Origin of the sequence: Pseudalkalibacillus sp. SCS-8 (assembly GCF_040126055.1) — a bacterium.
Taxonomy (GTDB): Bacteria; Bacillota; Bacilli; order Bacillales; family Fictibacillaceae; genus Pseudalkalibacillus; species Pseudalkalibacillus nanhaiensis.
The window spans coordinates 281,930-307,471 of sequence record NZ_CP143541.1 but is presented as its reverse complement, the minus strand read 5'-3'; the positions used below and the strand labels follow the sequence as shown (position 1 = coordinate 307,471).

Annotated in this window: 26 protein-coding genes; 3 read left to right on the top strand and 23 right to left on the bottom strand. The window is 45.9% G+C overall.

Translation table 11 applies throughout. From position 1 onward, the window contains the following. Nucleotides 1–16: 16 nt before the first annotated feature. The 4 genes from V1497_RS01735 to groES form a co-directional block, all read right to left on the bottom strand. Entirely contained in the window at nucleotides 17–301 is a 285-nt protein-coding gene (locus tag V1497_RS01735; RefSeq protein WP_349409274.1) for a CGEA protein, read from the bottom strand. A gap of 526 nt (nucleotides 302–827) precedes the next feature. Then, complete coding sequence (locus tag V1497_RS01730; RefSeq protein ID WP_349409273.1) at nucleotides 828–1,568, bottom strand: hypothetical protein; 741 nt, start codon at nucleotides 1,566–1,568, stop codon at nucleotides 828–830. Between the two features lie 140 nt (nucleotides 1,569–1,708). Next, on the bottom strand, nucleotides 1,709–3,352 hold the full coding sequence (gene groL / locus V1497_RS01725) for a chaperonin GroEL (RefSeq protein WP_349409272.1): 1,644 nt from the start codon (nucleotides 3,350–3,352) through the stop codon (nucleotides 1,709–1,711). Nucleotides 3,353–3,435: 83 nt separating this feature from the next. Beyond that, nucleotides 3,436–3,720, bottom strand: coding sequence for a co-chaperone GroES (gene groES / locus V1497_RS01720; RefSeq protein ID WP_349409271.1), 285 nt, complete (start codon nucleotides 3,718–3,720; stop codon nucleotides 3,436–3,438). Between the two features lie 271 nt (nucleotides 3,721–3,991). Here groES and V1497_RS01715 point away from each other — a divergent pair, with 271 nt between their 5' ends. Next, the gene (locus V1497_RS01715) at nucleotides 3,992–4,699 is read left to right on the top strand and encodes a CPBP family intramembrane glutamic endopeptidase (RefSeq protein WP_349409270.1); all 708 of its coding nucleotides are present in this window, start codon (nucleotides 3,992–3,994) and stop codon (nucleotides 4,697–4,699) included. Between the two features lie 2 nt (nucleotides 4,700–4,701). Continuing rightward, on the top strand, nucleotides 4,702–4,905 hold the full coding sequence (locus V1497_RS01710) for a DUF4305 domain-containing protein (RefSeq protein ID WP_349409269.1): 204 nt from the start codon (nucleotides 4,702–4,704) through the stop codon (nucleotides 4,903–4,905). A gap of 36 nt (nucleotides 4,906–4,941) precedes the next feature. Here the strand turns inward: V1497_RS01710 and V1497_RS01705 are convergent, their stop codons facing one another. From V1497_RS01705 to moaC, 6 genes are all read right to left on the bottom strand, one after another. Then, entirely contained in the window at nucleotides 4,942–6,474 is a 1,533-nt protein-coding gene (locus V1497_RS01705; RefSeq protein ID WP_349409268.1) for an anti-sigma factor, read from the bottom strand. Next, complete coding sequence (locus V1497_RS01700) at nucleotides 6,471–6,971, bottom strand: RNA polymerase sigma factor (RefSeq protein WP_349409267.1); 501 nt, start codon at nucleotides 6,969–6,971, stop codon at nucleotides 6,471–6,473. The genes V1497_RS01705 and V1497_RS01700 overlap by 4 nt, the downstream gene beginning before the upstream one ends. A 588-nt stretch (nucleotides 6,972–7,559) precedes the next feature. Continuing rightward, complete coding sequence (tatC, locus tag V1497_RS01695; RefSeq protein WP_349409266.1) at nucleotides 7,560–8,309, bottom strand: twin-arginine translocase subunit TatC; 750 nt, start codon at nucleotides 8,307–8,309, stop codon at nucleotides 7,560–7,562. A gap of 18 nt (nucleotides 8,310–8,327) precedes the next feature. Continuing rightward, entirely contained in the window at nucleotides 8,328–8,522 is a 195-nt protein-coding gene (locus V1497_RS01690) for a twin-arginine translocase TatA/TatE family subunit (RefSeq protein ID WP_349409265.1), read from the bottom strand. A gap of 30 nt (nucleotides 8,523–8,552) precedes the next feature. Then, nucleotides 8,553–9,197 carry a redox-sensing transcriptional repressor Rex gene (locus V1497_RS01685; protein WP_349409264.1) on the bottom strand — a complete coding sequence of 215 codons (645 nt, stop codon included), beginning with the start codon at nucleotides 9,195–9,197 and terminating at the stop codon, nucleotides 8,553–8,555. 38 nt (nucleotides 9,198–9,235) lie between these two features. Beyond that, nucleotides 9,236–9,715, bottom strand: a complete 480-nt coding sequence (moaC, locus tag V1497_RS01680) for a cyclic pyranopterin monophosphate synthase MoaC (protein WP_349409263.1) — start codon at nucleotides 9,713–9,715, stop codon at nucleotides 9,236–9,238. Nucleotides 9,716–9,876: 161 nt separating this feature from the next. Here moaC and V1497_RS01675 point away from each other — a divergent pair, with 161 nt between their 5' ends. Continuing rightward, nucleotides 9,877–11,808 (top strand): ABC-F family ATP-binding cassette domain-containing protein, encoded by a 1,932-nt coding sequence (locus tag V1497_RS01675; protein ID WP_349409262.1) that lies wholly within the window; start codon nucleotides 9,877–9,879, stop codon nucleotides 11,806–11,808. Between the two features lie 720 nt (nucleotides 11,809–12,528). Here V1497_RS01675 and tsaD read toward each other — a convergent pair. The 13 genes from tsaD to ilvB all read right to left on the bottom strand — a co-directional run bounded on the left by tsaD (nucleotide 12,529) and on the right by ilvB (nucleotide 25,320). Then, on the bottom strand, nucleotides 12,529–13,545 hold the full coding sequence (gene tsaD / locus V1497_RS01670; protein ID WP_349409261.1) for a tRNA (adenosine(37)-N6)-threonylcarbamoyltransferase complex transferase subunit TsaD: 1,017 nt from the start codon (nucleotides 13,543–13,545) through the stop codon (nucleotides 12,529–12,531). Further along, nucleotides 13,545–13,994, bottom strand: a complete 450-nt coding sequence (rimI, locus tag V1497_RS01665) for a ribosomal protein S18-alanine N-acetyltransferase (protein ID WP_349409260.1) — start codon at nucleotides 13,992–13,994, stop codon at nucleotides 13,545–13,547. The genes tsaD and rimI overlap by 1 nt, the downstream gene beginning before the upstream one ends. A 9-nt stretch (nucleotides 13,995–14,003) precedes the next feature. Next, the gene (gene tsaB, locus V1497_RS01660) at nucleotides 14,004–14,696 is read right to left on the bottom strand and encodes a tRNA (adenosine(37)-N6)-threonylcarbamoyltransferase complex dimerization subunit type 1 TsaB (protein WP_349409259.1); all 693 of its coding nucleotides are present in this window, start codon (nucleotides 14,694–14,696) and stop codon (nucleotides 14,004–14,006) included. After that, nucleotides 14,677–15,147 (bottom strand): tRNA (adenosine(37)-N6)-threonylcarbamoyltransferase complex ATPase subunit type 1 TsaE, encoded by a 471-nt coding sequence (gene tsaE / locus V1497_RS01655; protein WP_349409258.1) that lies wholly within the window; start codon nucleotides 15,145–15,147, stop codon nucleotides 14,677–14,679. Before tsaE ends, tsaB begins: the two co-directional genes overlap by 20 nt. A 19-nt stretch (nucleotides 15,148–15,166) precedes the next feature. After that, the gene (gene thiL, locus V1497_RS01650) at nucleotides 15,167–16,141 is read right to left on the bottom strand and encodes a thiamine-phosphate kinase (protein ID WP_349409257.1); all 975 of its coding nucleotides are present in this window, start codon (nucleotides 16,139–16,141) and stop codon (nucleotides 15,167–15,169) included. Between the two features lie 106 nt (nucleotides 16,142–16,247). Then, nucleotides 16,248–17,198 (bottom strand): threonine ammonia-lyase, encoded by a 951-nt coding sequence (ilvA, locus tag V1497_RS01645; RefSeq protein WP_349409256.1) that lies wholly within the window; start codon nucleotides 17,196–17,198, stop codon nucleotides 16,248–16,250. 55 nt (nucleotides 17,199–17,253) lie between these two features. Then, nucleotides 17,254–17,841: a 3-isopropylmalate dehydratase small subunit gene (gene leuD, locus V1497_RS01640; RefSeq protein ID WP_349409255.1), complete on the bottom strand. Its 588-nt coding sequence runs from the start codon at nucleotides 17,839–17,841 to the stop codon at nucleotides 17,254–17,256. A 15-nt stretch (nucleotides 17,842–17,856) separates the two neighbouring features. Further along, complete coding sequence (leuC, locus tag V1497_RS01635; RefSeq protein WP_349409254.1) at nucleotides 17,857–19,269, bottom strand: 3-isopropylmalate dehydratase large subunit; 1,413 nt, start codon at nucleotides 19,267–19,269, stop codon at nucleotides 17,857–17,859. Between the two features lie 95 nt (nucleotides 19,270–19,364). After that, nucleotides 19,365–20,480: a 3-isopropylmalate dehydrogenase gene (gene leuB / locus V1497_RS01630; protein WP_349410722.1), complete on the bottom strand. Its 1,116-nt coding sequence runs from the start codon at nucleotides 20,478–20,480 to the stop codon at nucleotides 19,365–19,367. 33 nt (nucleotides 20,481–20,513) lie between these two features. Further along, nucleotides 20,514–22,055 (bottom strand): 2-isopropylmalate synthase, encoded by a 1,542-nt coding sequence (locus tag V1497_RS01625; RefSeq protein ID WP_349409253.1) that lies wholly within the window; start codon nucleotides 22,053–22,055, stop codon nucleotides 20,514–20,516. Then, nucleotides 22,042–23,067, bottom strand: a complete 1,026-nt coding sequence (gene ilvC, locus V1497_RS01620) for a ketol-acid reductoisomerase (protein WP_349409252.1) — start codon at nucleotides 23,065–23,067, stop codon at nucleotides 22,042–22,044. The genes V1497_RS01625 and ilvC overlap by 14 nt, the downstream gene beginning before the upstream one ends. Nucleotides 23,068–23,089: 22 nt before the next feature. Next, nucleotides 23,090–23,614, bottom strand: a complete 525-nt coding sequence (gene ilvN / locus V1497_RS01615) for an acetolactate synthase small subunit (RefSeq protein ID WP_349409251.1) — start codon at nucleotides 23,612–23,614, stop codon at nucleotides 23,090–23,092. Beyond that, nucleotides 23,611–25,320, bottom strand: coding sequence for an acetolactate synthase large subunit (gene ilvB, locus V1497_RS01610; protein ID WP_349409250.1), 1,710 nt, complete (start codon nucleotides 25,318–25,320; stop codon nucleotides 23,611–23,613). The genes ilvN and ilvB overlap by 4 nt, the downstream gene beginning before the upstream one ends. Between the last annotated feature and the right edge of the window lie 222 nt (nucleotides 25,321–25,542).

Below are 25,542 nucleotides of genomic sequence, written 5' to 3'. Positions count from 1 at the left end.
AGAACAAGCTGAAAAATCAGCTTGTTCTTGGGAATCCTAGACTTTCGATATCTTCACAAGAAATGATAACGAACATCTCAGGCTCAAATGGGGAAACAACTTCAGAAGCAAGTAACTTCACACAGCATGTTTTTTTATCAAGCTCAATGAATTTACCATCTAAAATGTTCCCTGATTTTCCGGTTATCTCGACTTGAGTACCTGGATCCAATTTCTTTAATTGCTCACAAATACAACCCCTGCATCTATCTTCCGTCTTTTCCACATCTTTTTCACAGCAACCATCTTCAAATAAGCTCAAGTAATCCATCCTCCCCTATAAGGTGTTTTACCCATTCCTTTACACTATATTTAAAAACAAGAATTTTGATATGGATATTCGCCCAATTGAAAAAAAGGGATATTCATCCACATTTATCAAAAACCGAATCGGTACAAAGAAAAAAGACTTCCAATAAGGGCTTTAACTTAAAGGAAACCTTTTTAAATAAAACTCAGTTCTTATAAAATTAATGATTTCTCATAGTCATCGATCATGAAAAATTTGTAGATATTCCTCGGGAAATTGTTGAGATTTGAAACATTGTGCAATTTATTTGTCGGGTGTATCGGGTAGCGCTATACCGTATGGCAGATATATCGGGTCGGATGAAAAACATCTGAAGTACTTTTTCATGTCGTTTTGTCCTTCATATCGCCAGGCGATATGACTCTAAAAAAAGAACCGATCAATTGTTTCTTTGACCAGCTCGTGAACGATTTATTCTATTTGTACAGTTACTGCTTTTAACTCATATCGCTTTGAGAGATATCCGCTATGTAGCACCTTATTTTCTGAACAAGGAAAGAAGCCCGCTCCATTTGCCCTTAGGTTTTTGTATCGCTTCTTCTAGGCGCTTATTGAAATCATTTTGTGAGCGCCACTCTTTTATTTGCTCTTCCCTCATGCTTTTCATTTCTTTTTGCAATTGTTCACTTCTTTGCTTCTCTTGTTGCAGTAATTTCTCATAGTTTTCTTTTTCCTGCTGCAGCAATTCTTCGTATTGCGTCCTTTGCTGTTTCGTCAGGTTTTCGATCTTAATATTCGTTTTTTGCGCAGCATTTCCAATACTCGAACTGATCGCATGATGATCCTGTTGAAGCTGGGAAACAGTCGATCGAAGCTGGGACATATCGTTTTTCAGTTGGACATTCATTTCTCGGGTAGCTGCAAGCTCATTGACTACAGCTCGTAATACCTCTTTTAATTGATTCGGATCGAATGGGAGATTTTCATATGTATCGGGTAGCGCTATGTCTGTTTCATCGGGGACTTTCAATCTCTCTTTTTGTTGATCCACAAGGGACTTCGCTGTATCGTCAAGGGGCTTGTCCGTATCGCGTAGCGCTATGAGCGCTATGATGTCTGTCTGGACAAAGATACGTCGATCGCCATCTTTCAAAAACTCATAACCGTTCCGCTCTAATATTTGACCATACTTTCTTACAGTAGGGGTGGCGATTCCCACCTCTTCTGCTACTTCCTTCGTTGTAAATGCTCTTTCATTCGGTTGTATATCGCGTCGCATATCGGCCCTCCTCTATTATTAAATATGAGGGTATTCGACATTAAATGCAAGACATATCGGCAAGCGATACATAATTGTAATATCGCATAAAAAAAGACTACTCCCGTTAGGAGTAGTCTTTTAAGGGTGGGGCGCATGAATTACATCATGCCGCCCATTCCACCCATTCCGCCCATGCCGCCCATGTCAGGCATGCCACCGCCGCCGTTGTTTTCTTCCGGCTTATCTGCGATGACTGCTTCTGTTGTAAGAAGCATTGCAGATACGGATGCAGCGTTTTGTAGTGCAGAACGTGTAACTTTTGTAGGGTCTACGATTCCAGCTTCGATCATGTTGACCCACTCGCCAGTTGCAGCGTTGAATCCAACTCCAAGATCTTCGCCTTTCAAGCGCTCAACAACAACAGATCCTTCGAGACCAGCGTTGTGTGCGATTTGACGGATCGGCTCTTCAAGTGCGCGAAGGACGATGTTGACACCAGTAGCTTCGTCACCTGTAGCTTGAACACCTTTCACAGCTTTCAACACGTTTACAAGTGCAGTTCCACCACCAGAAACGATTCCTTCTTCAACTGCTGCACGAGTTGAGTTCAATGCGTCTTCGATACGAAGTTTACGCTCTTTCAATTCTGTTTCAGTCGCAGCTCCGACTTTGATGACAGCTACGCCACCAGCAAGCTTCGCAAGACGCTCTTGTAATTTTTCTTTATCAAATTCAGAAGTTGTTTCTTCTAATTGTGCACGAAGTGTGTTTACACGAGAAGCAATCTTCTCAGTGTCTCCAGCACCTTCAACAATTGTTGTGTTTTCTTTCGTTACGACAACTTTAGAAGCTGTACCTAGTTGACCGATGTTTGCAGATTTAAGATCAAGACCGAGGTCTTCAGTGATTACTTCTGCACCAGTCAATGTTGCGATATCTTCAAGCATCGCTTTACGACGGTCACCGAATCCAGGAGCTTTAACAGCTACTGCATTGAATGTACCGCGAAGTTTGTTCACAACAAGTGTTGCAAGAGCTTCACCTTCAACATCTTCAGCGATGATCAAGATCGGCTTACCTTGTTGTACCACTTGCTCAAGAACAGGAAGTACTTCTTGGATGTTTGAGATCTTCTTGTCAGTTACAAGGATATAAGGGTTTTCAAGGACTGCTTCCATCTTGTCAGAGTCAGAAACCATGTAAGGAGAAGCATATCCGCGGTCGAATTGCATACCTTCAACGACTTCTAGCTCTGTAGCGAATCCTTTAGACTCTTCGATTGTGATAACGCCGTCGTTACCAACGCGCTCCATTGCTTCAGCAATCAATTGACCGACTTCTTCGTCAGCAGCAGAAATGGAAGCAACCTGTGCGATTGAGTCGCGGCCTTCGATTGGCTTAGAAATGTTCTTAAGCTCTTCAACTGCAGCTGCAGTCGCTTTTTCGATCCCTTTACGGATACCCATTGGGTTCGCACCAGATGTTACGTTCTTCAATCCTTCACGGATCATTGCTTGAGCAAGAACTGTCGCTGTAGTCGTACCGTCACCAGCAACGTCGTTCGTCTTGCTTGCTACTTCTGCTACAAGCTTTGCACCCATGTTTTCGAATGCATCTTCAAGTTCGATTTCTTTTGCGATTGTCACACCGTCGTTCGTGATAAGTGGAGAACCGAATTTCTTCTCAAGAACCACGTTACGTCCTTTTGGTCCAAGAGTTACTTTTACAGCATCTGCAAGTGCATCAACACCACGAAGCATGGAGCGACGTGCATTTTCACTAAACTTGATATCTTTAGCCATTGTATAAAGAACCTCCTTGAATGGTTATATGTAGGGAAAAGATTTCCCTATCGATTGAATCGTTTAAAAGAATCTTGATTTAATTAGCCTACGATTGCTAGTACATCAGATTCGCGTAAGATTAAGTATTCTTTACCTTGATATTTCACTTCAGTACCAGCGTATTTAGAATAGATAACAGTGTCGCCTTCTGATACTTCAAGCGCAACTTTTTCTCCGTTATCTGTTACTCGGCCTGTACCTACTGCAACGATTTTCCCTTCTTGCGGCTTCTCCTTCGCAGAGTCTGGAAGTACGATTCCGCTTGCGGTTTTTTCTTCGCTTTCTACAAGCTCAACTACAATACGATCACCTAACGGCTTTAACAAGTGAAACACCCTCCTCAAGGAATTATGTTTTAATTATTAGCACTCTTATCAGGTGAGTGCTAATTCCATTTATAATATTAATCAAGTTTCATTTTTTTTGCAAGACTTATCTCGAAATTTTTTTGTTATGAATATGTAAATGTGAGTTATGGTCTATTCCATACAAACTGTAGGCTCTTATCCGAATCATAAGAAAGGTTTTTCAGGGCATTGTATGTTAAAATGGGACATTGAGTAAAATGAAGATTCTTTCACGAAAGAGGAGAAAAGTTTGAATAAACGATATGGTTGGATTTTAATAACGTATATAGCAACCCTTCTTTCAGGAGTCATCGGTGGACCGTTATTGATTGCGCTCGATGTTCCACGGGACAAAATTCCTGGCTTGTGGAACGTCATCAGCTTTTCAATCGGATTGATCATCATCCTATGGATTCTGTTGCCGGAATTCCGTAACCCGGCGCATCGCGAAGAGAGGGCGAATTTCTCCCGTACACTCGGATGGTCCATTATCGGGATACCGCTCGTCTTCATTGCACAAATTATAGCTGCAACCATTGAAATGCAGTATTTAGGTGTAGAGCCTGGATCAAAAAATACGAAGATGATCGTGGAGCTGACGCTTTCGGTACCGCTTCTTATTCTCGTCGTGTCCGTGATTGGTCCGATATTAGAGGAGATTATCTTTCGTAAAATCATCTTTGGCACATTATATAAACGTACGAATTTTGTAATAGCAGCACTGATCAGTTCCGTCATATTCGCTATCGTCCATCGGGACTTCAGCCATATACTCGTCTATACAGCAATCGGCTTTACGCTCAGTTTCCTATATGTAAAGACGAAACGATTGATTGTTCCGATAATCGCTCACGTGGCTGTAAACTCGACGGTCATGCTCGTCCAAGTCGTCTTTAGAGACGAGATTCAGGAGCTGGAAAAACAACTGAAGAGCATCGAACTCATTATTGGAGGATAACTATGAGATTTTCACCAACTTTTTGGATATTTGCCTATTTGATACTAGGCGTCATCTTTACGTATTTAGCGATTTTCTATGCAAGAGAGGATGGTGTCTGGTCATTCTGGCCGATCCTCAACATGGCACTCGCAGCCTACGACTTCTTCAACGCCTATCGGATGTACGAGCTGCGTAAGAAAGTAAAAAAGATGAAAAAGAAGTAAGGATTGACGTGAGCGTCAATCCTTTTTTAATGGTTATTAATGCATAGGTTCGTAGCGATACTCTTCCTCACCGTTTTCAGCGTTAATATAGCGTCTGCTTCTGTCTCGATTCTTATGGTTGACCTCTTCCTCATTCACGAGGTCGTACTCATGAACAAGCTCATAATCCCCGGTTGTCGTACTCGGTATAACAAAGGTTCCTGTGTGCTCGTATCGTCGTTTAACCGTGAAGATGCCATCCTCTTCTTCTACCCGTTTGTGGAGTAGCTTGAGGCCTTCTTCCGGTGAAAGGTTTTCCTTAAAGTCTTTTGTGAAGAATGAATCAGCAATATATGTGCGATTAACGTTGATGTTTTCCACACGTCCAGTAAACGCATTGACTTCTGCTATGAAATTTTCATGCTCTCCACTTAACAACGGGTATCCGTCATTCATTAGGGTAAATACAAACGCATGGCCTGACGTTCCATATCGATTCATCCCTTTGTATTCAAGGGACAGTTCAGCACCTTTCCCATAAGCGGTTTTCAGGAAAGTGGTTAGCTGTTCTCTTGCTTCGTCTTCACTGATCCGCTCGCCTTCCTGTTCGCTTTCTCGTTTCCCACCATCATGATAACGGTATGAAACAAGATTACCGGTGTAAATGTCGATTTCACCTGAGATATCTCGATTCACATGGAAAGGGTACATGCCCATATCCTCGAACCGATGGTGTGTCTCAACCTGGATCTCTGAGCTTTTGACTTTTAACATTGATCCAATCCGTTCCTTTATCTCGTCAGTGGATAGACGTTTGACATTCTCCGGGAGCTTGTGGAATCGGTTGTAATGATAAGTAAGCTCGTTGATCGATTCAACAGGTCGATCAAGCGCCTTGAAATCGACAAGCTGGAAATAGGAACTATAACCGTGGTGAAACTTTTGATATTCATCTCCTACTACATTTGAGTATTGATAACTATATTCCTTCAGTTTCCTGTAAACCTCTTGGTCTACATCGTCCCACCGGTCATCCTTTTGCCTTTTTTGTAACGTTTCAAGCGTGGTGTATAAGGACCCTTTTTGTATAATCAGGTGCGACCCGGTGTCATCCAACCGCTCTCTTTCGAACCAATTGAATGCTTCCGTATCCGTGTCCCAGCGCGCTACGTACATTTGATTATTAAATCGTAGTGAATCAATATCTGCATACTTCGCTTTTTCGACTAAATCAATGAGAGCCTCCGCTTCACCATACATTTGATCGCTCCATTTGAACACTTCTTGTCTCGAATTCTCATATTTGTTCAAGAGCATCATGGCAAGGATGACGCCAAGAATTGCGGCAATGTAACTGACCCTTCTGAGCTTGATCTTCATTTTCACCCGATCATCAAGCGATTTCGGTACTTCTTCCATTGTTGCGTTGCTTTCCACTTCTTCACTAAACCCTTCGCCGCTTTCATAAATGGCCGCGCAGGACGGACAGCTTGCGAGATGCTCTTCCACCATTTTTTTGACGGACGGGCTGAGCTCTCCTTCTATGTATAACGGATACAGGTCTTCTATCAACCGACAATTGTCCTTCACTTCTGAATCCCCCCAAACTCATCACGATACGTTTCCTTGAACTTTTTCCGTGCTCGAAAAATCCCGACCTTTACGGTTCCTGTTTTTTCATCTAAAATCTCACTGATTTCTTGATAGGTCATGTCTTGTTGATCCCTGAGTATGATATAGGTCCGTTCCTTCTCCGTAAGTGTGGAAAGGACGAACAGAACGCTGTCCCGTTCAATCATTGCTTCAACATCGTTGGTGCCACTCTCCCAGCGTTCATGCCACTCGTCACTTGTTTCGTATTTGGTCGCGCTTTTTTCCTTATAGGAAAGGTATGTATTCCTGGCGATTGTGAACAACCAGGTTTTTAGTGAGCTTTCTTGCCGGAAGGATCGGATGTTCTTGAACGCCTTCATAAAGGTGTCATGGGTCAACTCTTCGGCAATATGAGTATCGTATGTACTGCGGTAAAGATAGGTATAGATCGCTGTTTTGTATGTTTCATATATATCACTGAACGGCTCCGACATGCTCCATTCATCCCCCCTTCCTAAATATGTAGACTGATGAAGCCGGAGAAAGTTACAAGTATGGAAAAAATTCCTTTGGGTTTTCTTCTTGATCATGAAGTGTAAGTTGCTAATCCTACACTAAAAACAGAAATCTGCTCTTTTGAGGGCACGATAAGCACTCTATCCTCCCCCCAAAACAGTGTTCCGCTCATTTTGAGGGCAAGATAACCGCTCTATCCTACCCCAAAAACAGAAATCCGCTCTTTTGAGGGCAAGATAAACGCTCTATCCTACCCCAAAAACAGAAATCTGCTCTTTTGAGGGCACGATAAGCACTCTATCCTACCCCAAAAACAGAGATCCGCTCATTTTGAGGGCACGATAACCGCTCTATCCTGCCCCAAAAACAGAAAACCGCTCTTTTGAGGGCACGATAAACGATCTATCCTGCCCCAAAAACAGAAATCCGCTCTTTTGAGGGCACGATAACCGCTCTATCCTACCCCAAAAACAGAGATCTGCTCTTTTGAGGGCACGATAACCGATCCCATCTCCTCCACCTACGCAAAAAAAGCGACTGGGCTCCAGTCGCTTCATTTTATCAAATCAATCTTCTATTTCTTCCGCTTCTTCAGCTGTTTTCATCGCTTTCTTGTAGGCAAATCGTGAAATGAAGATGCTGACCTCATATAGGATAATCAATGGTACGGTCACCATCAAGTGTGAAATCAATTCTGGCGGTGTAATCAGACCCGCCAACACAAGGAGCACGAAATACGAGTATTTCCGGATTTTACGTAGCACATCCGGTGTCACCAATCCTAGTCTCGTCAAAAACATGATAACAACTGGAAATTGGAACAGAATCCCGAACGGCAACGTCAGCCGGAAAAGGAAATGAAAATATTCGTTGATGCCGTACTCTTCTTCGACCCCTAGCATGTCCGATAAGCCATTCATGAAATCAATGACGAAAGGAAACAAAATGAAGTATGAGAACGATAAGCCACCCACGAACAAAATAAAAGTGAGTGGAATATACATCAATGTCACCTTACGTTCCTTTTCATAAAGACCTGGACTGATGAAAGCCCATACCTGATAAAGGGCAACCGGTGACGTAATCAATATGCCGATTAGAAAGGCAAAATCAAGAAAAACCCTGAGTGGGTCTGTCAGGTTGAAAACATTCAACTCCAACCCTGCTGCCTCAGGTGTTTGCTTCAAATATTGAATCAACGGCATGGCGAGGAAGAAACCGGCGATGAACGCTCCAACGAAAACCAATATGACGATGAAAATCCTCTTTCGAAGCTCTTCGATATGTTTTTGAAGCGTCATTTGTCTATCCGTCATACGAAACTACCTTTCTATCTAGTCCTCATCCGTATTCTTCTTGTTTTTCTTATCTTTATCATTGTTGTCATCGTCGTCTACAAGACCGCTTGTCGCGTTCTTGAATTCGCGTAATGTTTTACCGGCTGCTTTACCGAGCTCAGGCAATTTCTTCGGACCGAAGATCAACAAAGCTACGACACCGATAATAATCCAACTTCCTGGACCAAGCATACTGGTCACCTCCTCAATAACATGAATGTTCTATTCCTGGTCGAGCGGGTAATTCTTCAAAAAATAGATCAGGGATTGCAGTTCAACTGCCAAATCAATGTGATGGATCCGGACATGGTCGGGTACTGTCAAACGGGCAGGTGTAAAGTTCAAAATCCCGTTCACTCCGATTTCCACAAGCCGGTCTGCAACGGACTGTGCCGTCTGGGCAGGGACTGTGAGGATTGCTACGGAAACGACCTTGTTTGCGTAATCCTTCAGATTATCCAGGTGATAGATCGGCACACCACTAATTTCTGTTCCTACTTTATTTTTATCCACATCAAAAGCCAGTTCAATGCGTGTATTATCGTTTTTCAAAAAGTTGTAGTTCAGAAGGGCTGTCCCTAAATTTCCGACCCCGACAAGCATGACCTTCGTCACTTCATCCTGGTCGAGCGTTTTACGGAAAAAGGTCAGAAGATAATTCACGTTGTAACCGTACCCCTTCTTACCTAAAGCACCGAAATAGGAAAAATCTCTTCGTATCGTTGCAGAATCGACTTTAACCGCTTCGCTCAGCTCTGAGGAAGAAACGCGAAGCTTTCCGGAAGTAGATAGGTTCTTCAGGAACCTGTAATACAAGGGCAGCCGTTTAGCGGTGGCTTGTGGTATTTTCTGATCATCAACGCTCATAAAGTCCCTCCCCTCAGGATTGAACAACTTTCTTTAAATCATTTACGGTAATCGCCGCTTTTCCCACCTGTCTTTTCCAACAGGTAAGTCGGCCCGATCACCATTCCTTTATCAATCGCTTTACACATATCATAGATCGTAAGGGCGGTCGCTGATGCTGCTGTCAATGCTTCCATTTCAACACCAGTGTTCCCTTTCGTTTTCACAATTACATCAATCATCAGCTCATAGTTATCGTCTTCCACATTCCAGTCAAAGGAAATGTCGACTGCTTTAAGTGGCAATGGGTGACACATCGGGACGATTTCTGGTGTTTTCTTTGCGGCCATGATCCCGGCCACTTGAGCGACAGATAATACATCGCCTTTTTTAATATGATTCCCTTGAATCGCTTCATATATATCTTTCGTTACTTGAACACTGCTCCGTACGCGTGCCGATCTCACCGTTTCTTCTTTTTCAGAGATATCGACCATCCGTGCACGGCCTTGTTCATTGAAGTGTGTAAACTTCCCCATTGCTACAAACACCACCTAAGAGAGACTATACACCATTTTTGTTTAAAAGTAAGGCGTTATTGCGGTGAAATTATCACAAAACGTTGACGATTGCACTGTTGCTTGACCTTTCCCTCATAGGCTACACTTATAATAATGTGTAAATTATGAGGTGTGACGACATGATTGTTTTACAAGCTCAAGACATAACAAAATACTATGGTGCTGACCTTATTTTATCGAATATTAAACTTGAAGTACAATCCCGGGACCGAATTGCTCTCGTTGGAAGAAACGGAGCCGGTAAATCGACACTGTTAAAGATCATCAGCGGTGATCTTTCCTATGATTCAGGTGCAATCATGAAGCCAAACGAGATTGAAATCGGTTATCTGGCTCAGGATGCTGGTCTTGAAACAGAGAATACCATTTGGGATGAGATGCTCAGTGTCTTTTCTCACCTGCGTGAGATGGAAGCAGACATCCGTGCTCTTGAAGAAAAAATGGGCAAGGAACACGTCCTTAACGATGAAACCCTTTATTCCAAAGTTCTCGCCGAATACGATGCACTTCAGCAGAAGTTCGAATTAGAAGGTGGATATAAATACGAGAATGATATCCGATCTGTTCTCCACGGCTTCCGTTTCTATGAAGAAGACTATGGAAAAGCTGTCTCCTCTCTAAGCGGTGGTCAGAAGACGAGACTCGCACTCGTTAAGCTGTTATTGACCCAGCCAGACTTATTGATTCTGGACGAGCCGACCAACCATTTGGATATCGAGACTTTGAATTGGTTGGAAAACTACTTGCAGGGCTATCCGGGTGCTTTGCTCATCGTTTCGCATGACCGTTACTTCCTGGATAAGGTGGTCAATCAAGTCTATGAAATCTCGAGGACGAAGAGTAAGAAGTTCCTTGGAAACTATTCCAAGTACCTTGAGCAGAAGGCGGAGTTATACGAGCAGGAAATGAAAGAATATGAGAAGCAGCAATCCGAAATTGCGAAACTCCAAGATTTCGTCCAACGGAATATTGCACGTGCTTCTACAACGAAACGTGCTCAAAGTAAACGGAAGCAGCTGAATCGAATGACAAAGCTGGAGAAGCCTGATGGCAGTGAAAAATCCGCGCAGTTCGGCTTCAGGATCGACCGTCAGACAGGAAATGATGTTTTAAAGCTCAATCGACTTGCGATCGGTTACGATGATCAGGTGTTGATTGATGGCATCGACCTCCATGTCCAGCGGGAGGAAAGCATTGCGCTCGTAGGACCGAACGGAATTGGGAAGTCCACGCTGATCAAGACGATCATGCACCCAGATCGGAAGCTGGACGGTACCATTCAATTCGGATCCAATGTCCAGATTGGTTATTACGATCAGGAGCAAGCTGATCTGAACAGCAACAAAACCGTCCTTCATGAGCTATGGGATGAATTCCCGAACCATCAGGAAAAAGACATCCGTACCGTCCTCGGTAACTTCTTGTTCAGCGGGGATGATGTATTGAAGGGTGTTAATGAGCTGAGCGGTGGACAGAAGGCGCGCCTGGCTCTTGCGAAATTGATGCTGAAGAAAGCCAATGTCCTTGTAATGGACGAGCCGACGAACCATCTGGACCTGGACAGTAAAGAAGTGCTCGAGAATGCGTTGATCGATTTTCCGGGGACCATCCTCTTCATTTCTCACGACCGTTACTTTATCAACCGAATCGCCACTCGAGTAATTGAGTTATCCACATCTGGATTGGAAAATTACTTAGGCGATTATGATTACTACCTTGATAAAAAGGCAGAGCAAGCCGAATTTGAACGACTTGAACGTGAGGAAAGAGAGCAACGTTCATCCGTTAAAACGTCTACGGATCAGAAAGAGCAATTCCAACAAGATAAACAAGCAAAGAAGGACGAACGGAAACGTCTCCGACGGATTGACGATCTCGAGGAAAAGATCGAGGCCACTGAAAACCGTATTGAAGAGATCGAAAACGAACTGAGCAAACCGGAAGTTTTTCAGGACTACGAAAAGAGCCAGTCGTTCAATCAGGAGCTTGAAGCTGCGAACAGTGAGCTTGAAGGCCTTCTTGAAGAATGGGAAAGTTTACAAATAAATTAAGTGGGGTATCTATGGGTTGACCGCAAGTGTCTGACACTTTGTGGATGTCAACCCACTTTTTTATGGAAATAAGCGACATATTCACAGTTTCCACAGAGTTATACACACGAAAAATGGGAGTTTTTCGGCTTTATTGTCGTATTTTCCACAATATCCACAGTTTAACCCGAAGTTATCCACAGATTTTTATACACATCCACAAATACAGATTTTTTGACTGTGTGCTAATGTTATCCACACTGTTCACATCTTGTGGATAATAGGTTTTCCACACCATGTTTCGACTAAGTTCGACTTTTTACCAAAAGGAACGTTTTTATATAAGGTATTCTGCTTGATATGCAAACGGGATAATTCGCGTTAATCGCCTGCACGTACATGCTTGGACATGTACGACGCAGGCTTTTCTTTTTCTATTCCTTTCGACGATTCCATTCACTGCGCTACACTTTACACCAGACGTTTGGTGACACGGTTCGGGTGCAGAAAGACTATAGTCCGCTTTCATTTTTCGACAGTTATTAAAAATCGTTGAGTCGCATTTGGTGCAAAAATCTCAAACTAGGTTCATAATTTCTCATCTGGGTTCATAAATCTCAAAATTGGTTCGTTTTTTCACATCTAGGTTCATAATTCGAATCTACTGGTCTGTACGCCTGATTAGCTACAAAAAAAGCTGATCCCGAAGTGTCGTCCACTTCAGAATCAGCTTTCTCCATTTTAAAATGCTTCCAAATCAAGCCCAGGGTTTCCGTTCAGTTTCATCGTTGCACGTTTCCCCTTGTTGTATTCAATCGATCCGGCTGCAGCAATCATCGCCGCATTATCTGTACAAAGCCATAACGGTGGAATCGCCAGCTGAATGCCTGTCCCGTCAAAACGCTCCGTCAACCTGGCACGAAGCCCTTTATTAGCCGCTACACCGCCTGCGACGACAACCTGCTTCACCTCATAAGCCTCTGCTGCTCGATACGTCTTCTCGACCAATACGTCGATGACACTTTCCTGAAAGCTGGCAGCCAGGTCATTCGGGTTGATCTCTTCTCCCCGTTGTTTCGCGTTGTGCAATGTGTTGATGACGGCCGATTTCAACCCGCTGAAGCTGAAGTCCAGGGAATCCGGCTCGAGCCAAGCGCGTGGAAGCTCGATGGACGAGCTTCCTTCCTGCGCCATTTTATCAATATGCGGACCACCCGGATAAGGGAGCTTCAACGTTCGGGCAACCTTATCATAGGCTTCTCCAGCCGCATCATCCCGTGTTTCGCCAATTACTTCATACGAACCGTGCTCTTTCATGTAGATGAGCTCGGTATGTCCGCCTGATACGACCAATGAGAGCAGCGGGAATTCCATCGGCGTCATCAATCGGTTCGCATAAATGTGACCTGCGATATGGTGGACGGCAATCAACGGGATGTCATGGGCAAGTGCCAGGGCTTTCGCAGAATTCACCCCGACAAGCAATGCGCCGACGAGTCCCGGTCCTTCCGTTACCGCAATGGCTGAAAGATCTTCAAAGGTTACACCTGCTTGATCCATCGCCTCTTCTATTACGATCGTAATTTGCTCCACATGATGACGTGAAGCGATTTCAGGTACGACCCCTCCGAAACGTTTATGACTCTCGATTTGTGAGGCAACGACATTCGAAAGCAATTCCGTTCCATTTTTGACGATTGCCGCTGCTGTTTCATCACAGCTCGTTTCAATTCCTAGTATGATTTCATCTGATTTCATTACAAATTCACCCACATTACTAAAGCATCTTCTCCGTTGTCCGTGTAATAATTTCTTCTGATTCCGCCATTTTCAAAACCGTATTTCCGATACATGCGTTGTGCGACTTCGTTACTGATCCTTACCTCGAGGGTCATCGTCTTGGCACCCATGATCCGTGCCTGCTCCATCGCCTTTTTCATCAAGGCGTCGCCATACTTTTTGCCACGATATGAAGGGATGATGGCAATATTCGTCACATGGGCTTCATCAATGATCACCCACAGGCCGCAATAGCCAACCGGCTTACCATCCACTTCAAGGATCAGATAGGTCGCAAATTGATTGTTCACGATCTCATTATAAAAAGCTGTCTTGCTCCAAGGATTCGGAAAAGAAGCTTCTTCGATTTGCATCACATCATCAATGTCATGCAAGGTCATAATCCGGAACATTAAATTTTCCACCATGTCTGGCACCTACTTTTCCTGGTTGGCGATCCATTTCGCCTCTGCTTCAGCCAAACGCAAATAGCTTGGGGTAAACGTATGGGGATCCTCTTCTTCACCGATCACTCCAAGGGCTGCAAGCTCAGCTGGTCGAGGACTGTGATCCGCAATTTGACCGAAAACAGCCCTCTCACCCATCAGTTCTTCAATCTTTTCACGATGTAACGGCAAATCGTTACCGAGGAATAAAACCTTTTTGGAATCTTCCTTCAGCATACCAAGCCATTCTGTGAGTTGGATGATCCGCTCATCTTGTACCAATTGAAAGCTGTCTCCAACCTTTCCATATAAACCGGTGTAAACTTGTCCTCTTCGACCATCAAACAACGGACAGACGAGGCCATCGAAGTACTTTCCGTTCTGCGCGACAACCTCAAGGCTCGAAACCCCGGTAATCGGAATGTTCAGCGACCATGACATCGTTTTCGCGACAGAGACACCGATCCGTACACCCGTATAGGAACCTGGCCCCTTCGCAACGATGATCCGGTCCAACTCCTTCGGCTCAATATCGACTTCTTTTAAAAGGCTTTGGATTGCTGGCATCAGCCGGACCGAATGATTTTTCTTCATATTCGTCGTCAATTCGCCTACGATCTTATCATCCTCGATCACCGCAATCCCCATTACGAGATTGGACGTATCAATTGCCAGTGCTTTCATACATAAACTCCTCACATAACCTGTTAAATCGTTCACCACTTGGTTCAAGTGTCAATTCACGCACGTCATCACCCTGACGGCGGATTGTTATGGCCAATCGTTCTTCCGGGAGGAACTCCTCGATCAGATGTGCCCATTCGACGACCGTCACACCCTCCCCTTCAAAATACTCGTCAAAACCAAGGTCCTCATCACTATCCTCTAATCGATAGACGTCCATATGGTAAAGAGGAAGTCGACCTTGATACTCACGAATAATTGTGAACGTCGGGCTTTTGACGACCCGATTGATCTGTAATCCTTTTGCGAGTCCCTTCGTAAACGTTGTCTTCCCTGCACCGAGGTCGCCTTCTAACGTAATCACGTCCCCAGGCTTCAGGTAATCAGCCAATCGTGCGGCTGTATCCATCGTTTCTTCAGGACTATTCAGTATCATTTGGTATTGTTTCATTTGCGCTCACCTATCACAATCACTTGAAATGGTTGAATCCTTTCTTTTCAATCTCATAGACTTCCTTCCCTCTTATCAGTTTGACCATGGAAGGACCCTCTATAACCTCACCGATTCGATAGATCGACTGATCATTTTCATCAAATAACTTTTTCAATGACTGCCAATCCTTTGAGGAAACCGTACCGACCAGCTGGAAATCCTCGCCGCCATACAGCATCCAATCGAGTACTTGTGCTTTTGAAAAAGATCTAAACTCTTGAATCGTCGGAAGTCGTTCCGCATCGATCTTGATACCGACTTGACTCGCTTCTGCTATTTCATGCGCTTCGCTTGCAAGTCCATCACTTATGTCATTTAACGCAATTCTATACCCACTCTCAGAGAGAAGCAACCCCGCTTCGACTTGGGGCATAGGCATTTGATGCGCTCGGATCAACTTTTTGTTTATACGGGAAGGCTGTTCATCGTTCAACAGACATTCGAGGCCGGCAGCAGACACACCGACAGGTCCGGTGAGGAACACGATATCGCCGGGACGGGCATTCTTTCTCAGCAGCTTCCTGTCTTCCTGGACACGACCGACTATTGTGACAGAGATGACTAAAGGTCCTTTAGTCGAAACGGTGTCACCACCGATCAAATCGACCTCATACGTCTCTGCAATGGCAGCCATCCCTTGATAAATCTGTTGTAGTTCGGATTCTGACCATTTGTCAGGAATGCCGATGGAGACGAGGTAGAATTTAGGAGCCCCGCCCATGGCTGCCACATCACTAATATTGACCGCGAGTGCCTTGTATCCAATATGGTATGGGGTCATCGTCTGACGAGAAAAATGAACCGACTCAACCATCGTATCGACACAGAGGATATCATCCATACCCGCTTCAGTTCTGACAAGCGCCGCATCGTCTCCGATCCCTTCTATTAATGAGGATTGGAAATGTTTGCTCGGCGTTATGCTCTTGATCCAATCGAATTCATCCTTCATCGTACGACCCCCTTAATCTCGGTTTCATATATAAAAACCTTAGGTCTATCCCTAAGGTTTTTCTTCTTCATATTTTATCCTATTTTCATGAAAAATCCCACTCTACTCACCCAGAAGCGATCGACTGCTTCCCTTCCGTCTGTTCGCTCAATTTCTGATATTCCGCTAAGCGGCTGACATCCACGTTCCCTCCGCTGACGATACAGCCGATTTTTTTGCGAAGTCCTGTCAACTTCCCGGCTAGCACAGATGCAACGGCCGCCGCCCCTGCTCCTTCTGCCAACGTTTTCTCACGTTCCAATAAGAACAGGATGGACGAAGCAATCTCTTGCTCACTTACCGTGACGATATCATCGACAAGTCGTTCAATGATTGGATACGTCCGTTTCCCTGGTTTTTTCACGAGAATTCCATCAGCAATGCTTTTCACACCGCTTAGCGGAACTGTATCTGTTCCTTTAAAGCGGTCATAAGTAGCAGGAGCACCACTCGCTTGCACGCCGATCACTTTTACATGGGGGCTGAACGTTTTGACCGCCATCAGGGTTCCGGATATCAATCCCCCTCCGCCAACGGGGACCACGATCGTATCAAGATCGGAACATTGCTGCAGCATTTCAAGCGCGACCGTCCCTTGACCCGCAATAACCTCTTCATCATCAAAGGCATGGACGAAGGTCGCTCCTGTCGCAAGCATCTCTTCGGTTGCAGCCGTGTATGCCTCCTGATACGTTTCACCTGTCAAGACGACCTGAGCACCGTAGGATTCCGTGGCTTGAACTTTCGCTTGAGGTGTCTTCTTCGGCATGAAAATCTTGGCCGTGATCGACCGTTGAGAAGCCCCGAACGCCACGCCTTGAGCGTGATTGCCGGCTGATGCACAAACGATGCCTTTTGCCGCCTCCTCTTCTGTTAACGAACAAATTTTATTTAGTGCCCCTCTCAGTTTGAAAGAACCCGTCCGCTGTTGATTTTCCATTTTCAAAAACACTTCATGTCCTGTTACATGATTCAACGTGCTTGATTGTTTTAGCGGCGTACGGTGGACATCGTGCATCAAATTCTCCGCGGCTTCAACGACCTTATGACCTTTTAAAAAATTCCCAACACACTCACTCCTGTCTCATTTTTTCATATTGTTCAATTTGATTTTCATACGTTAAAGTAATTGAAATCTCATCCCAGCCATTCAATAACATCTGCTTCCAATAAGGATCGATATCAAAGGTGGACTCAAATCCTCCTGCGTCTTGAACCGTTTGCTGTTGTAAATCTACTTTCAAATCGTATGGCTTTTGTTGAGCTTTCTTTTGCAGCTGCTTTACGCTCTCCTCGGACAGCTGGATTGGTAACATGCCGTTTTTCAAACAATTGTTGTAAAAGATATCTGCAAAACTCGGAGCTATGATGACCTGGAAGCCAAAGTCCTGCAACGCCCAAGGGGCATGTTCCCTTGAAGAACCGCATCCGAAATTCTCTCCACCGACCAAAATGACGGCTTGTTCATACTGCGATTCGTTCAGAGGAAAGTCTTTTCTCGGCAGACCGTCATCATCAAAGCGCCAATGATAAAAGAGGTACTTACCGAACCCCTGACGGTCGATCTTTTTCAAATATTGCTTCGGAATGATCTGATCGGTATCCACATGATCCCGTTCAAGTGGGAAAACCCGACCCGCAATTTGTTGGATTCCGTTCATTCGGTACCCCCTCCTCTAGTTTGGTACTGCCATCAGTTCGCGCACATCTGTAAAACGTCCTTCCACCGCAGCCGCTGCAGCCATTGCCGGACTGACGAGATGCGTACGGGCACCATTTCCCTGACGTCCTTCAAAGTTCCGGTTGGAAGTGGAAGCACATCGTTTACCAGGAGGAACGATATCTTCATTCATTGCCAGACACATGCTGCAACCTGACTCCCGCCATTCAAAACCAGCCTCTTGGAAAATGTGATGCAATCCTTCTTGCTCCGCCTGCCGCTTGACCGATTGGGAGCCCGGAACGACGAGTGCGGTAACCTTCTCCTTCACTTTCTTCCCTATTAAAACTTCGGCCGCAGCCCGTAAATCACTGAGCCTGGAATTGGTGCACGAACCGATGAACACATAATCGACAGTGACATCGGAGATTTTCGTACCCCCTGGAATATCCATATAAGCTAAAGCTCGTTGAATGCCGTCTCTTTCAGTGCTGTTCTCGTATTGTTCAGGGGATGGAACCGTCTCACTGATTCCGATGCCCATCGAAGGATTCGTCCCCCACGTCACTTGAGGCTCGATCTCTGTTCCGTTAATCGTCAGCGTTTTGTCGTACACTGCTCCTGGATCAGAAGCGAGGGCCCGCCATTTTTCAGTAGACGCTTGAAATTCCTCTCCATCTGGTACGTGACGTTTCTTTTTCAAATAATTGATTGTGACTTCATCAGGACTGATGATTCCAGCACGAGCCCCTGCCTCAATCGACATATTGCATACCGTCATCCGCTCTTCCATTGTGAGGTTCCGGATTCCCTCCCCGGTAAATTCGATAACATGACCAGCACCGATATTGACGCCGAATTTGGCGATGATCGCTAAAATGAGATCTTTTGCATTTACGCCGTAACCGAGCCTACCTTCCACATGGATCTGTAAGGTTTTCGGTTTGGATTGCCAGAGCGTTTGCGTCGCAAGGACATGTTCCACTTCGCTCGTGCCAATACCGAATGCGAGTGCCCCAAAGGCACCATGTGTAGACGTATGACTATCCCCGCATACGATGGTCTTTCCAGGCTGGGTCAATCCTAGCTCAGGTCCGATGACGTGGACGATTCCTTGATCTGGATGATGGATGTCCGCCAGCTCGATTCCGAATTCCTCGCAATTTTGCTGAAGCCTCGTCATTTGGGTTTTAGATACGTGATCATTGATGACCAATCGGTTGATGGTCGGCACATTATGATCCATCGTGGCATAAGTGAGGTCAGGCCGCCTCACCTTTCTCCCTTTCATCCGTAATCCCTCAAACGCTTGAGGAGACGTTACTTCATGTACAAGGTGGAGGTCGATGTACAACAAATCTGGCTTCCCTTTTTCTTGATAGACAACATGCTGATCCCAAAGCTTTTCTATGATATTGTTCGGCTTCATGACGGTTCCCTCCACTTCGATTTATTGGATGAACTTTATGAGTGCACCATTTTCCGGTTTCCGCTGTTTCGTGCACTCATACAACCTCAGATACCTCACATATAGGCTGCTAGGATTCCAGACATGGCGTGATTCGGTTTGAAATGCTCCACCAGATTTTCGCTCATCTCCCTCGTCGTACATACTGGGCCGATTTTCTCAAGCCCCTCCAGGTCACCGGTTCGATAGCCGGCGTTGAGCACATCTTGAACTGCACGCTCCACCTGAGCAGCTTCTTCTTCCAAACCGAAGGAATGGCGGAGCATCATCGCGACAGACAACACCATACCGAGTGGGTTCGCCCGATTTTGACCTTCAATATCCGGAGCGGACCCGTGCACCGGCTCATATAATCCAAAGCTGTCTGCCCGAAGGCTTGCAGAGGGCAGCATTCCAAGAGATCCAGTTAACATGGACGCTTCATCACTCAAGATGTCGCCGAACATATTCTCTGTGACGATGACGTCGAACTGCTTCGGCTGATAAACGAGTTTCATAGCCGCTACGTCTACGAGCAAATGCTCCACTTCAACCTCCGGATACTCTTCAGCCACCTGCTCGACAACCTCTCTCCACATCCGGCTCGATTCCAGTACATTCGCTTTATCGACGGACGTCACTTTCTTCCTACGTGTAGCTGCAAGTTCGAACGCCTTGCGTACAACATTTTCGATCTCTTTTTTCTCATATTGAAGGGTATCAACGGCGACTTCTTGATGCTTTCCTCTTCTTTCGCGAGGTTCGCCGAAATACAATCCACCCGTAAGCTCCCGTACGATGACAAAATCCACACCATCCACGACAGAGCGCTTTAATGGCGAAGCATCCCTCAGCGCTTCAAAGGTTTTAATCGGTCGATAATTGGCAAAGAGTCCAAGTTCTTTCCGGACCCCGAGCAAGCCCTTTTCAGGTCTCAAATGGACAGGATTGTCGTTCCACTTCGGGCCTCCAACTGCCCCAAGCAGGACAGCATCGCTCGATTTGCAAAGCTCAAGGGTTTCTTCAGGTAATGGAGTGCCCTGACGATCAATGGCAACACCACCAATGTCCCCTTGGACAACCTTGAATTGATGTCCGAATTGTTCTTCGACGGCTTTCAATACATCCAATGCTGCGTTCATCACTTCTTGTCCGATGCCATCTCCAGGTAGTACTGCCACTTGCTTTTTCATCATAATCCCTCCAATTTATAAGAAAAATGTACGTTAAACTGTTGCTTTCTGTTGATCATGCTGGCGGACGCTACGAACCCGATTGACAGCGTCAAGGTAAGCTCGCGCCGAAGCTTCCAATACGTCTTGAGCGGTCCCTCTTCCACTTGATTGAACCTCGTTGCACTTCACCTGAACGTACACTTCTGCCAATGCATCTCTTCCTCCACCGACCGAATGAATCTTGTAATCTAAAAGGACCACCGAATCTTCTACGAGCTTCTCAATCGTATTGTAGATGGCTTCGACACTACCAAAACCGGTTGCTGCTTCCTGCGAGTAGATACCATCCGGCCGAACAACCGCAATCGTCGCAGTTGGAATGTTGTCCATTCCATACTGGACTTGTAGACTCTTCAACTGGTAAACCGGCAGCCCCTCAGCTTCGGTCTGTTTCTCCATAAGGATTGCGAAAATGTCTTCATCTGAAACCTCTTTCTTTTTGTCGGCTAGATCTTTGAACATCTGGAATGCGTCATTCAGCTTCTGATCGGTGAATTTGAAGCCCATGTCCTTCACCTTCATCTTGAAGGCGTGGCGTCCGGAATGTTTTCCGAGAACGAGGCGGTTCGTTTGAACACCGATCAGTTCAGGACTGATAATTTCGTAGGTGGACTTCTCCTTCAACACACCGTCCTGGTGAATACCGGATTCATGTGCGAACGCATTGTTCCCGACAACGGCTTTATTCGCGGGTACGCTCATCCCGGTCAATTTGCTGACCAGATTGCTCGTACGCTTCAATTCATCCAGCTTGAGTCTGGTTTTCGCTCCATAAAAATCCTCCCGAATGTGAAGCGCGACAGCGATTTCCTCAAGACCTGTATTACCTGCCCGTTCACCGATTGCATTGATCGTCCCTTCAACTTGATCTGCACCGTTTTCAATCGCTGCGAGTGTATTGGCGGTCGCCATCCCAAGATCGTTATGACAATGGGCAGACAGTTTGACTCGATTGATGTTCGGCACATGTTGCTTTACGTACCGAAAAAGGTCGCCGTATTGCTCTGGCGTCATATATCCCACTGTATCCGGAAGATTGATGACCGTCGCGCCCGCATTAATCACCTCCTGGATGATCTTTACGAGAAAATGTCGGTCAGATCGGCAAGCATCTTCTGCGGACCATTGAACATGAGGGAACCTCTTTTTCGCATATTTCACCGATTGTACTGCTGTGTCCAGCACTTGATCGGTCGTCATTTTCAGCTTGTAGGTCATATGGATCGGTGACGTCGCGAGGAAAACGTGAATCCTCGGCTCCGTCGACCCTTTCAGCGCTTCCCACGCTGCATCGATGTCTTTCTCATTCGCTCTAGAGAGACCTGTGACTGAACTTCCTTTTACAGCTTCCGCAATTCGTTTGACCGATAGCAAATCGCCTTTGGAGGCTGCTGGAAAACCCGCTTCGATAATGTCGACATTCAGTCTATCCAGTTGATGGGCAATCTCCAGCTTTTCTAATAGATTCAAGTTCACACCAGCCGATTGTTCACCGTCTCTAAGCGTCGTATCGAAGACATCAATCTTTGCCACTGAACACCACTTCCTTTTTTTCGTCTTTCTTGATGAACGGCATCAACTCTCTCAACCTGCGTCCGACCACCTCGATCTCATGGTTCTTGTCCCGTTCGTTCGTCGCATTGTAAACAGGTCGGTTCGTCTGGTTTTCAAGGATCCATCCTTTTGCAAATGAACCGGATTGGATGTCTTCAAGCACCTCTTTCATCCTTGCCTTCGTCTCTTCGTTTACGACGCGCGGTCCTGAAACGAAGTCGCCCCATTGTGCGGTATCCGAAACGGAATATCTCATTCCTTCGATGCCACCTTCATACATGAGGTCGACGATCAGCTTCAGCTCATGGAGACATTCAAAATAGGCGACTTCAGGCTGATATCCGGCTTCAACGAGCGTTTCAAACCCTGCTTTCACTAGAGAAGTGAGTCCTCCGCAAAGGACCGCCTGTTCACCGAACAAATCCGTTTCTGTTTCCTCCTGGAACGTTGTTTGGAGAATTCCTGCTTGACCTGCGCCGATTCCTTTCGCATAGGCAAGTGCCAGTTCATCTGCCCGACCTGTAACATTCTGATGGACACCGAACAATGCCGGAACACCTGCACCACTCTCAAACGTCCGTCTTACAAGATGACCTGGTCCTTTCGGAGCGACAAGAAACACATCGACATCCGCCGGGGGAACGACTTGATGGAAATGGACATTGAACCCATGAGCGAAAGCGAGCGCTTTGCCTGGTGTCAGCCCTGGCTTGATTTCCTCTTTGTATACCTTCGGCTGCCATCCATCCGGCAAAAGGACCATGACAACATCCGCTTCGGCACTCGCTTCTTTCACCGATTTGACCTGAAAACCATCTGCTTCTGCCTGATCCCAAGACTTCCCTTTCCGAAGGCCGACAACAACGTCAAATCCGCTCTCCCTCAAGTTCTGCGCATGGGCATGACCTTGCGAACCGTATCCCACAACTGCCACTTTCCTCCCTTTTAGAACCTCATCCTTCACATCATCGTTGTAGTAGACTTTGACCATCTTTCATCATCCTTCCTGGTTTTTATTTTAATAACGTATATTGCTTCAGATCGGTGACGGACTTTTGGAATCCGCGGGTAAAAGCAGTCAAACCTGTCCGAGCGAGTTCTTTTATGCCATAAGGCTTCAAAAGCTCAATGAGGGCTTCCACTTTTTCCGTGTCGCCTGTCACTTGAACCGTCAGTGTATCTCTTGACATATCGATGATCAGAGCCCGAAACGGTTCAACGATTCCATTGATTTCTGATCGCGTCTGCCCCGTTGCCAGTACTTTGATCAAAGCCAGCTCTCGTGCGACAATCGCCTGGTTCGTGATGTCCGACACCTTCAGCACATCAATCTGTTTATTCAACTGCTTCAACAGCTGTTCAATTTGGCGATCGTCCTCGACATTGACGACAAAGGTCATTTTGGAGACCCCTTCTGATTCGGTGTGACCGACCGTAATGCTTTCAATGTTGAAATGTCGTTTCGTAAACAACCCGGTAACCCGGTTTAACACTCCGCTATGATTCAGAACCGTTGCGGTTACAATCCTCCGTTTCATGGTCTCACCCCGATCATTTCATGAAGTCCGGTACCTGGTACCACCATCGGATAAACATTCTCCTCAGCACACACCCGGCAATCGATCAACGCCGGTTCCTCATCGTTCAACACCTGAGATAAAAGGAAGCGTGCCTCCTCCATCGTCGAGACCTTATAGCCTTTGACACCATAAGATTCCGCCAATTTGACGAAATCGGGCTGCGTCATGAACACCGATTGCGAATACCTTTTTTCGTAAAACGATTCCTGCCACTGCCTCACCATTCCGAGTGAACCGTTATTGACGATGACGATTTTGATTGGAAGTTCCATCTCTTTTAAAAGAATCAGCTCTTCAGAGGTCATCTGGAATCCACCATCTCCCACGATGCTGACGACCCGCTTATCCGGTTTTGCAAGCTGGGCGCCAATCGAAGCCGGGAAGCCGAATCCCATCGTCCCGAGTCCACCTGAGGTGACCCAGCTGTGCGGATTTTTGAACGTGTAATACTGTGCGGCCCACATTTGATGCTGCCCGACGTCTGTCGTCACAATCGCATCTCCATCTGTCAGCTTATGAATTTCCGCAATCAGCTTTTGGGGGGAGATGGAACCGCCTACCTCGTTGCTCCAATAAGGAAACTCTTCCTTATAGCGATGAAGATGCATCAGCCACTCATCACACATGGAGCTTTCACCTGGTTCATCAATCAGCTTGTGCAGCGCTTCTTTCGCGTCTGCAACAATCGGAATATGGGTCTCCACATTTTTACCGATTTCAGCAGGATCGATATCGATGTGGGCGACGGTCGCGTGTGGAGCAAAGTTCTTCAGATTACCGGTAAGCCGATCATCAAAACGCGCACCGATGCTGATAAGCAAGTCGCTCTCATACAAGCTCATGTTGGCTGCGTAACATCCGTGCATGCCACCCATACCGAGGTATAATGGGTGGTCAGCAGGAAAACCACCTAACCCGAGAAGGGTGTGGACAACCGGGATGTTTTTCTTTTCCGCGAAAACCTGCAACTGATCCGATGCCCTCGCATGCAGGACACCTGCCCCTGCCAAAATGACAGGCTTTTTTGCGGCCGCAATGGCTTCGTTCAGCTTCTTGACTTGTAGCAAATTCGGTGACTTCGTCGGCTGAAAGCCAGGCAGGTGAACCTCTTCGTCGAACCGGACATCTCCTGCAAGCGCTGAAACATCCTTCGGGATATCGACGAGAACGGGTCCGGGACGTCCCGTTGTCGCAATATGAAAAGCTTCTTTCACAATTCTAGGGAGGTCTTTCACATCTCGAACCTGGTAATTGTGTTTCGTAATCGGCATCGTAATGCCGGTTACATCTGCCTCCTGGAAGGCGTCAGTGCCGATGACACCGGAGGCGACCTGCCCGGTAAAAATGACGAGTGGCAAGGAATCCATCATCGCGTCAGCAATGCCAGTAATCAGGTTTGTCGCTCCAGGCCCAGAAGTTGCGATAACAACGCCAGCATTTCCAGAAATTCTCGCATAGCCTTCTGCTGCGTGGATCGCGCCTTGTTCATGGCGGGCAAGGACGTGTTTGATCGGGTTTCGGTACAGTGCATCGTAGATTGGTAATACTGCCCCTCCTGGATAACCGAATACAACTTCGACGTTTTCCTGCTTCAAGGCATGAATAAGAGTTTCGGCTCCTGTCCGCCGTTGCTCTTGAGGTTCAGCCTTTACTTTAGCCTTCATTTCAATCTCCTCCCTGTTTGTGAAATTTCTTCAGAATACTTTTAACTAAACTGCAAAAAGAAAAGCCCTTTCACCCACTACGACACTAGAATCGTTTCGTAAGGGTGAAAAGGCTGAAAAGCTGCTTTTCACGGTACCACCTTCGTTCAACGCACCTTCGCAGATGCATTCTCACTGAGTTTCGAGGCAAATCAATTTCTCAAAACTCTTGATTTGATAACG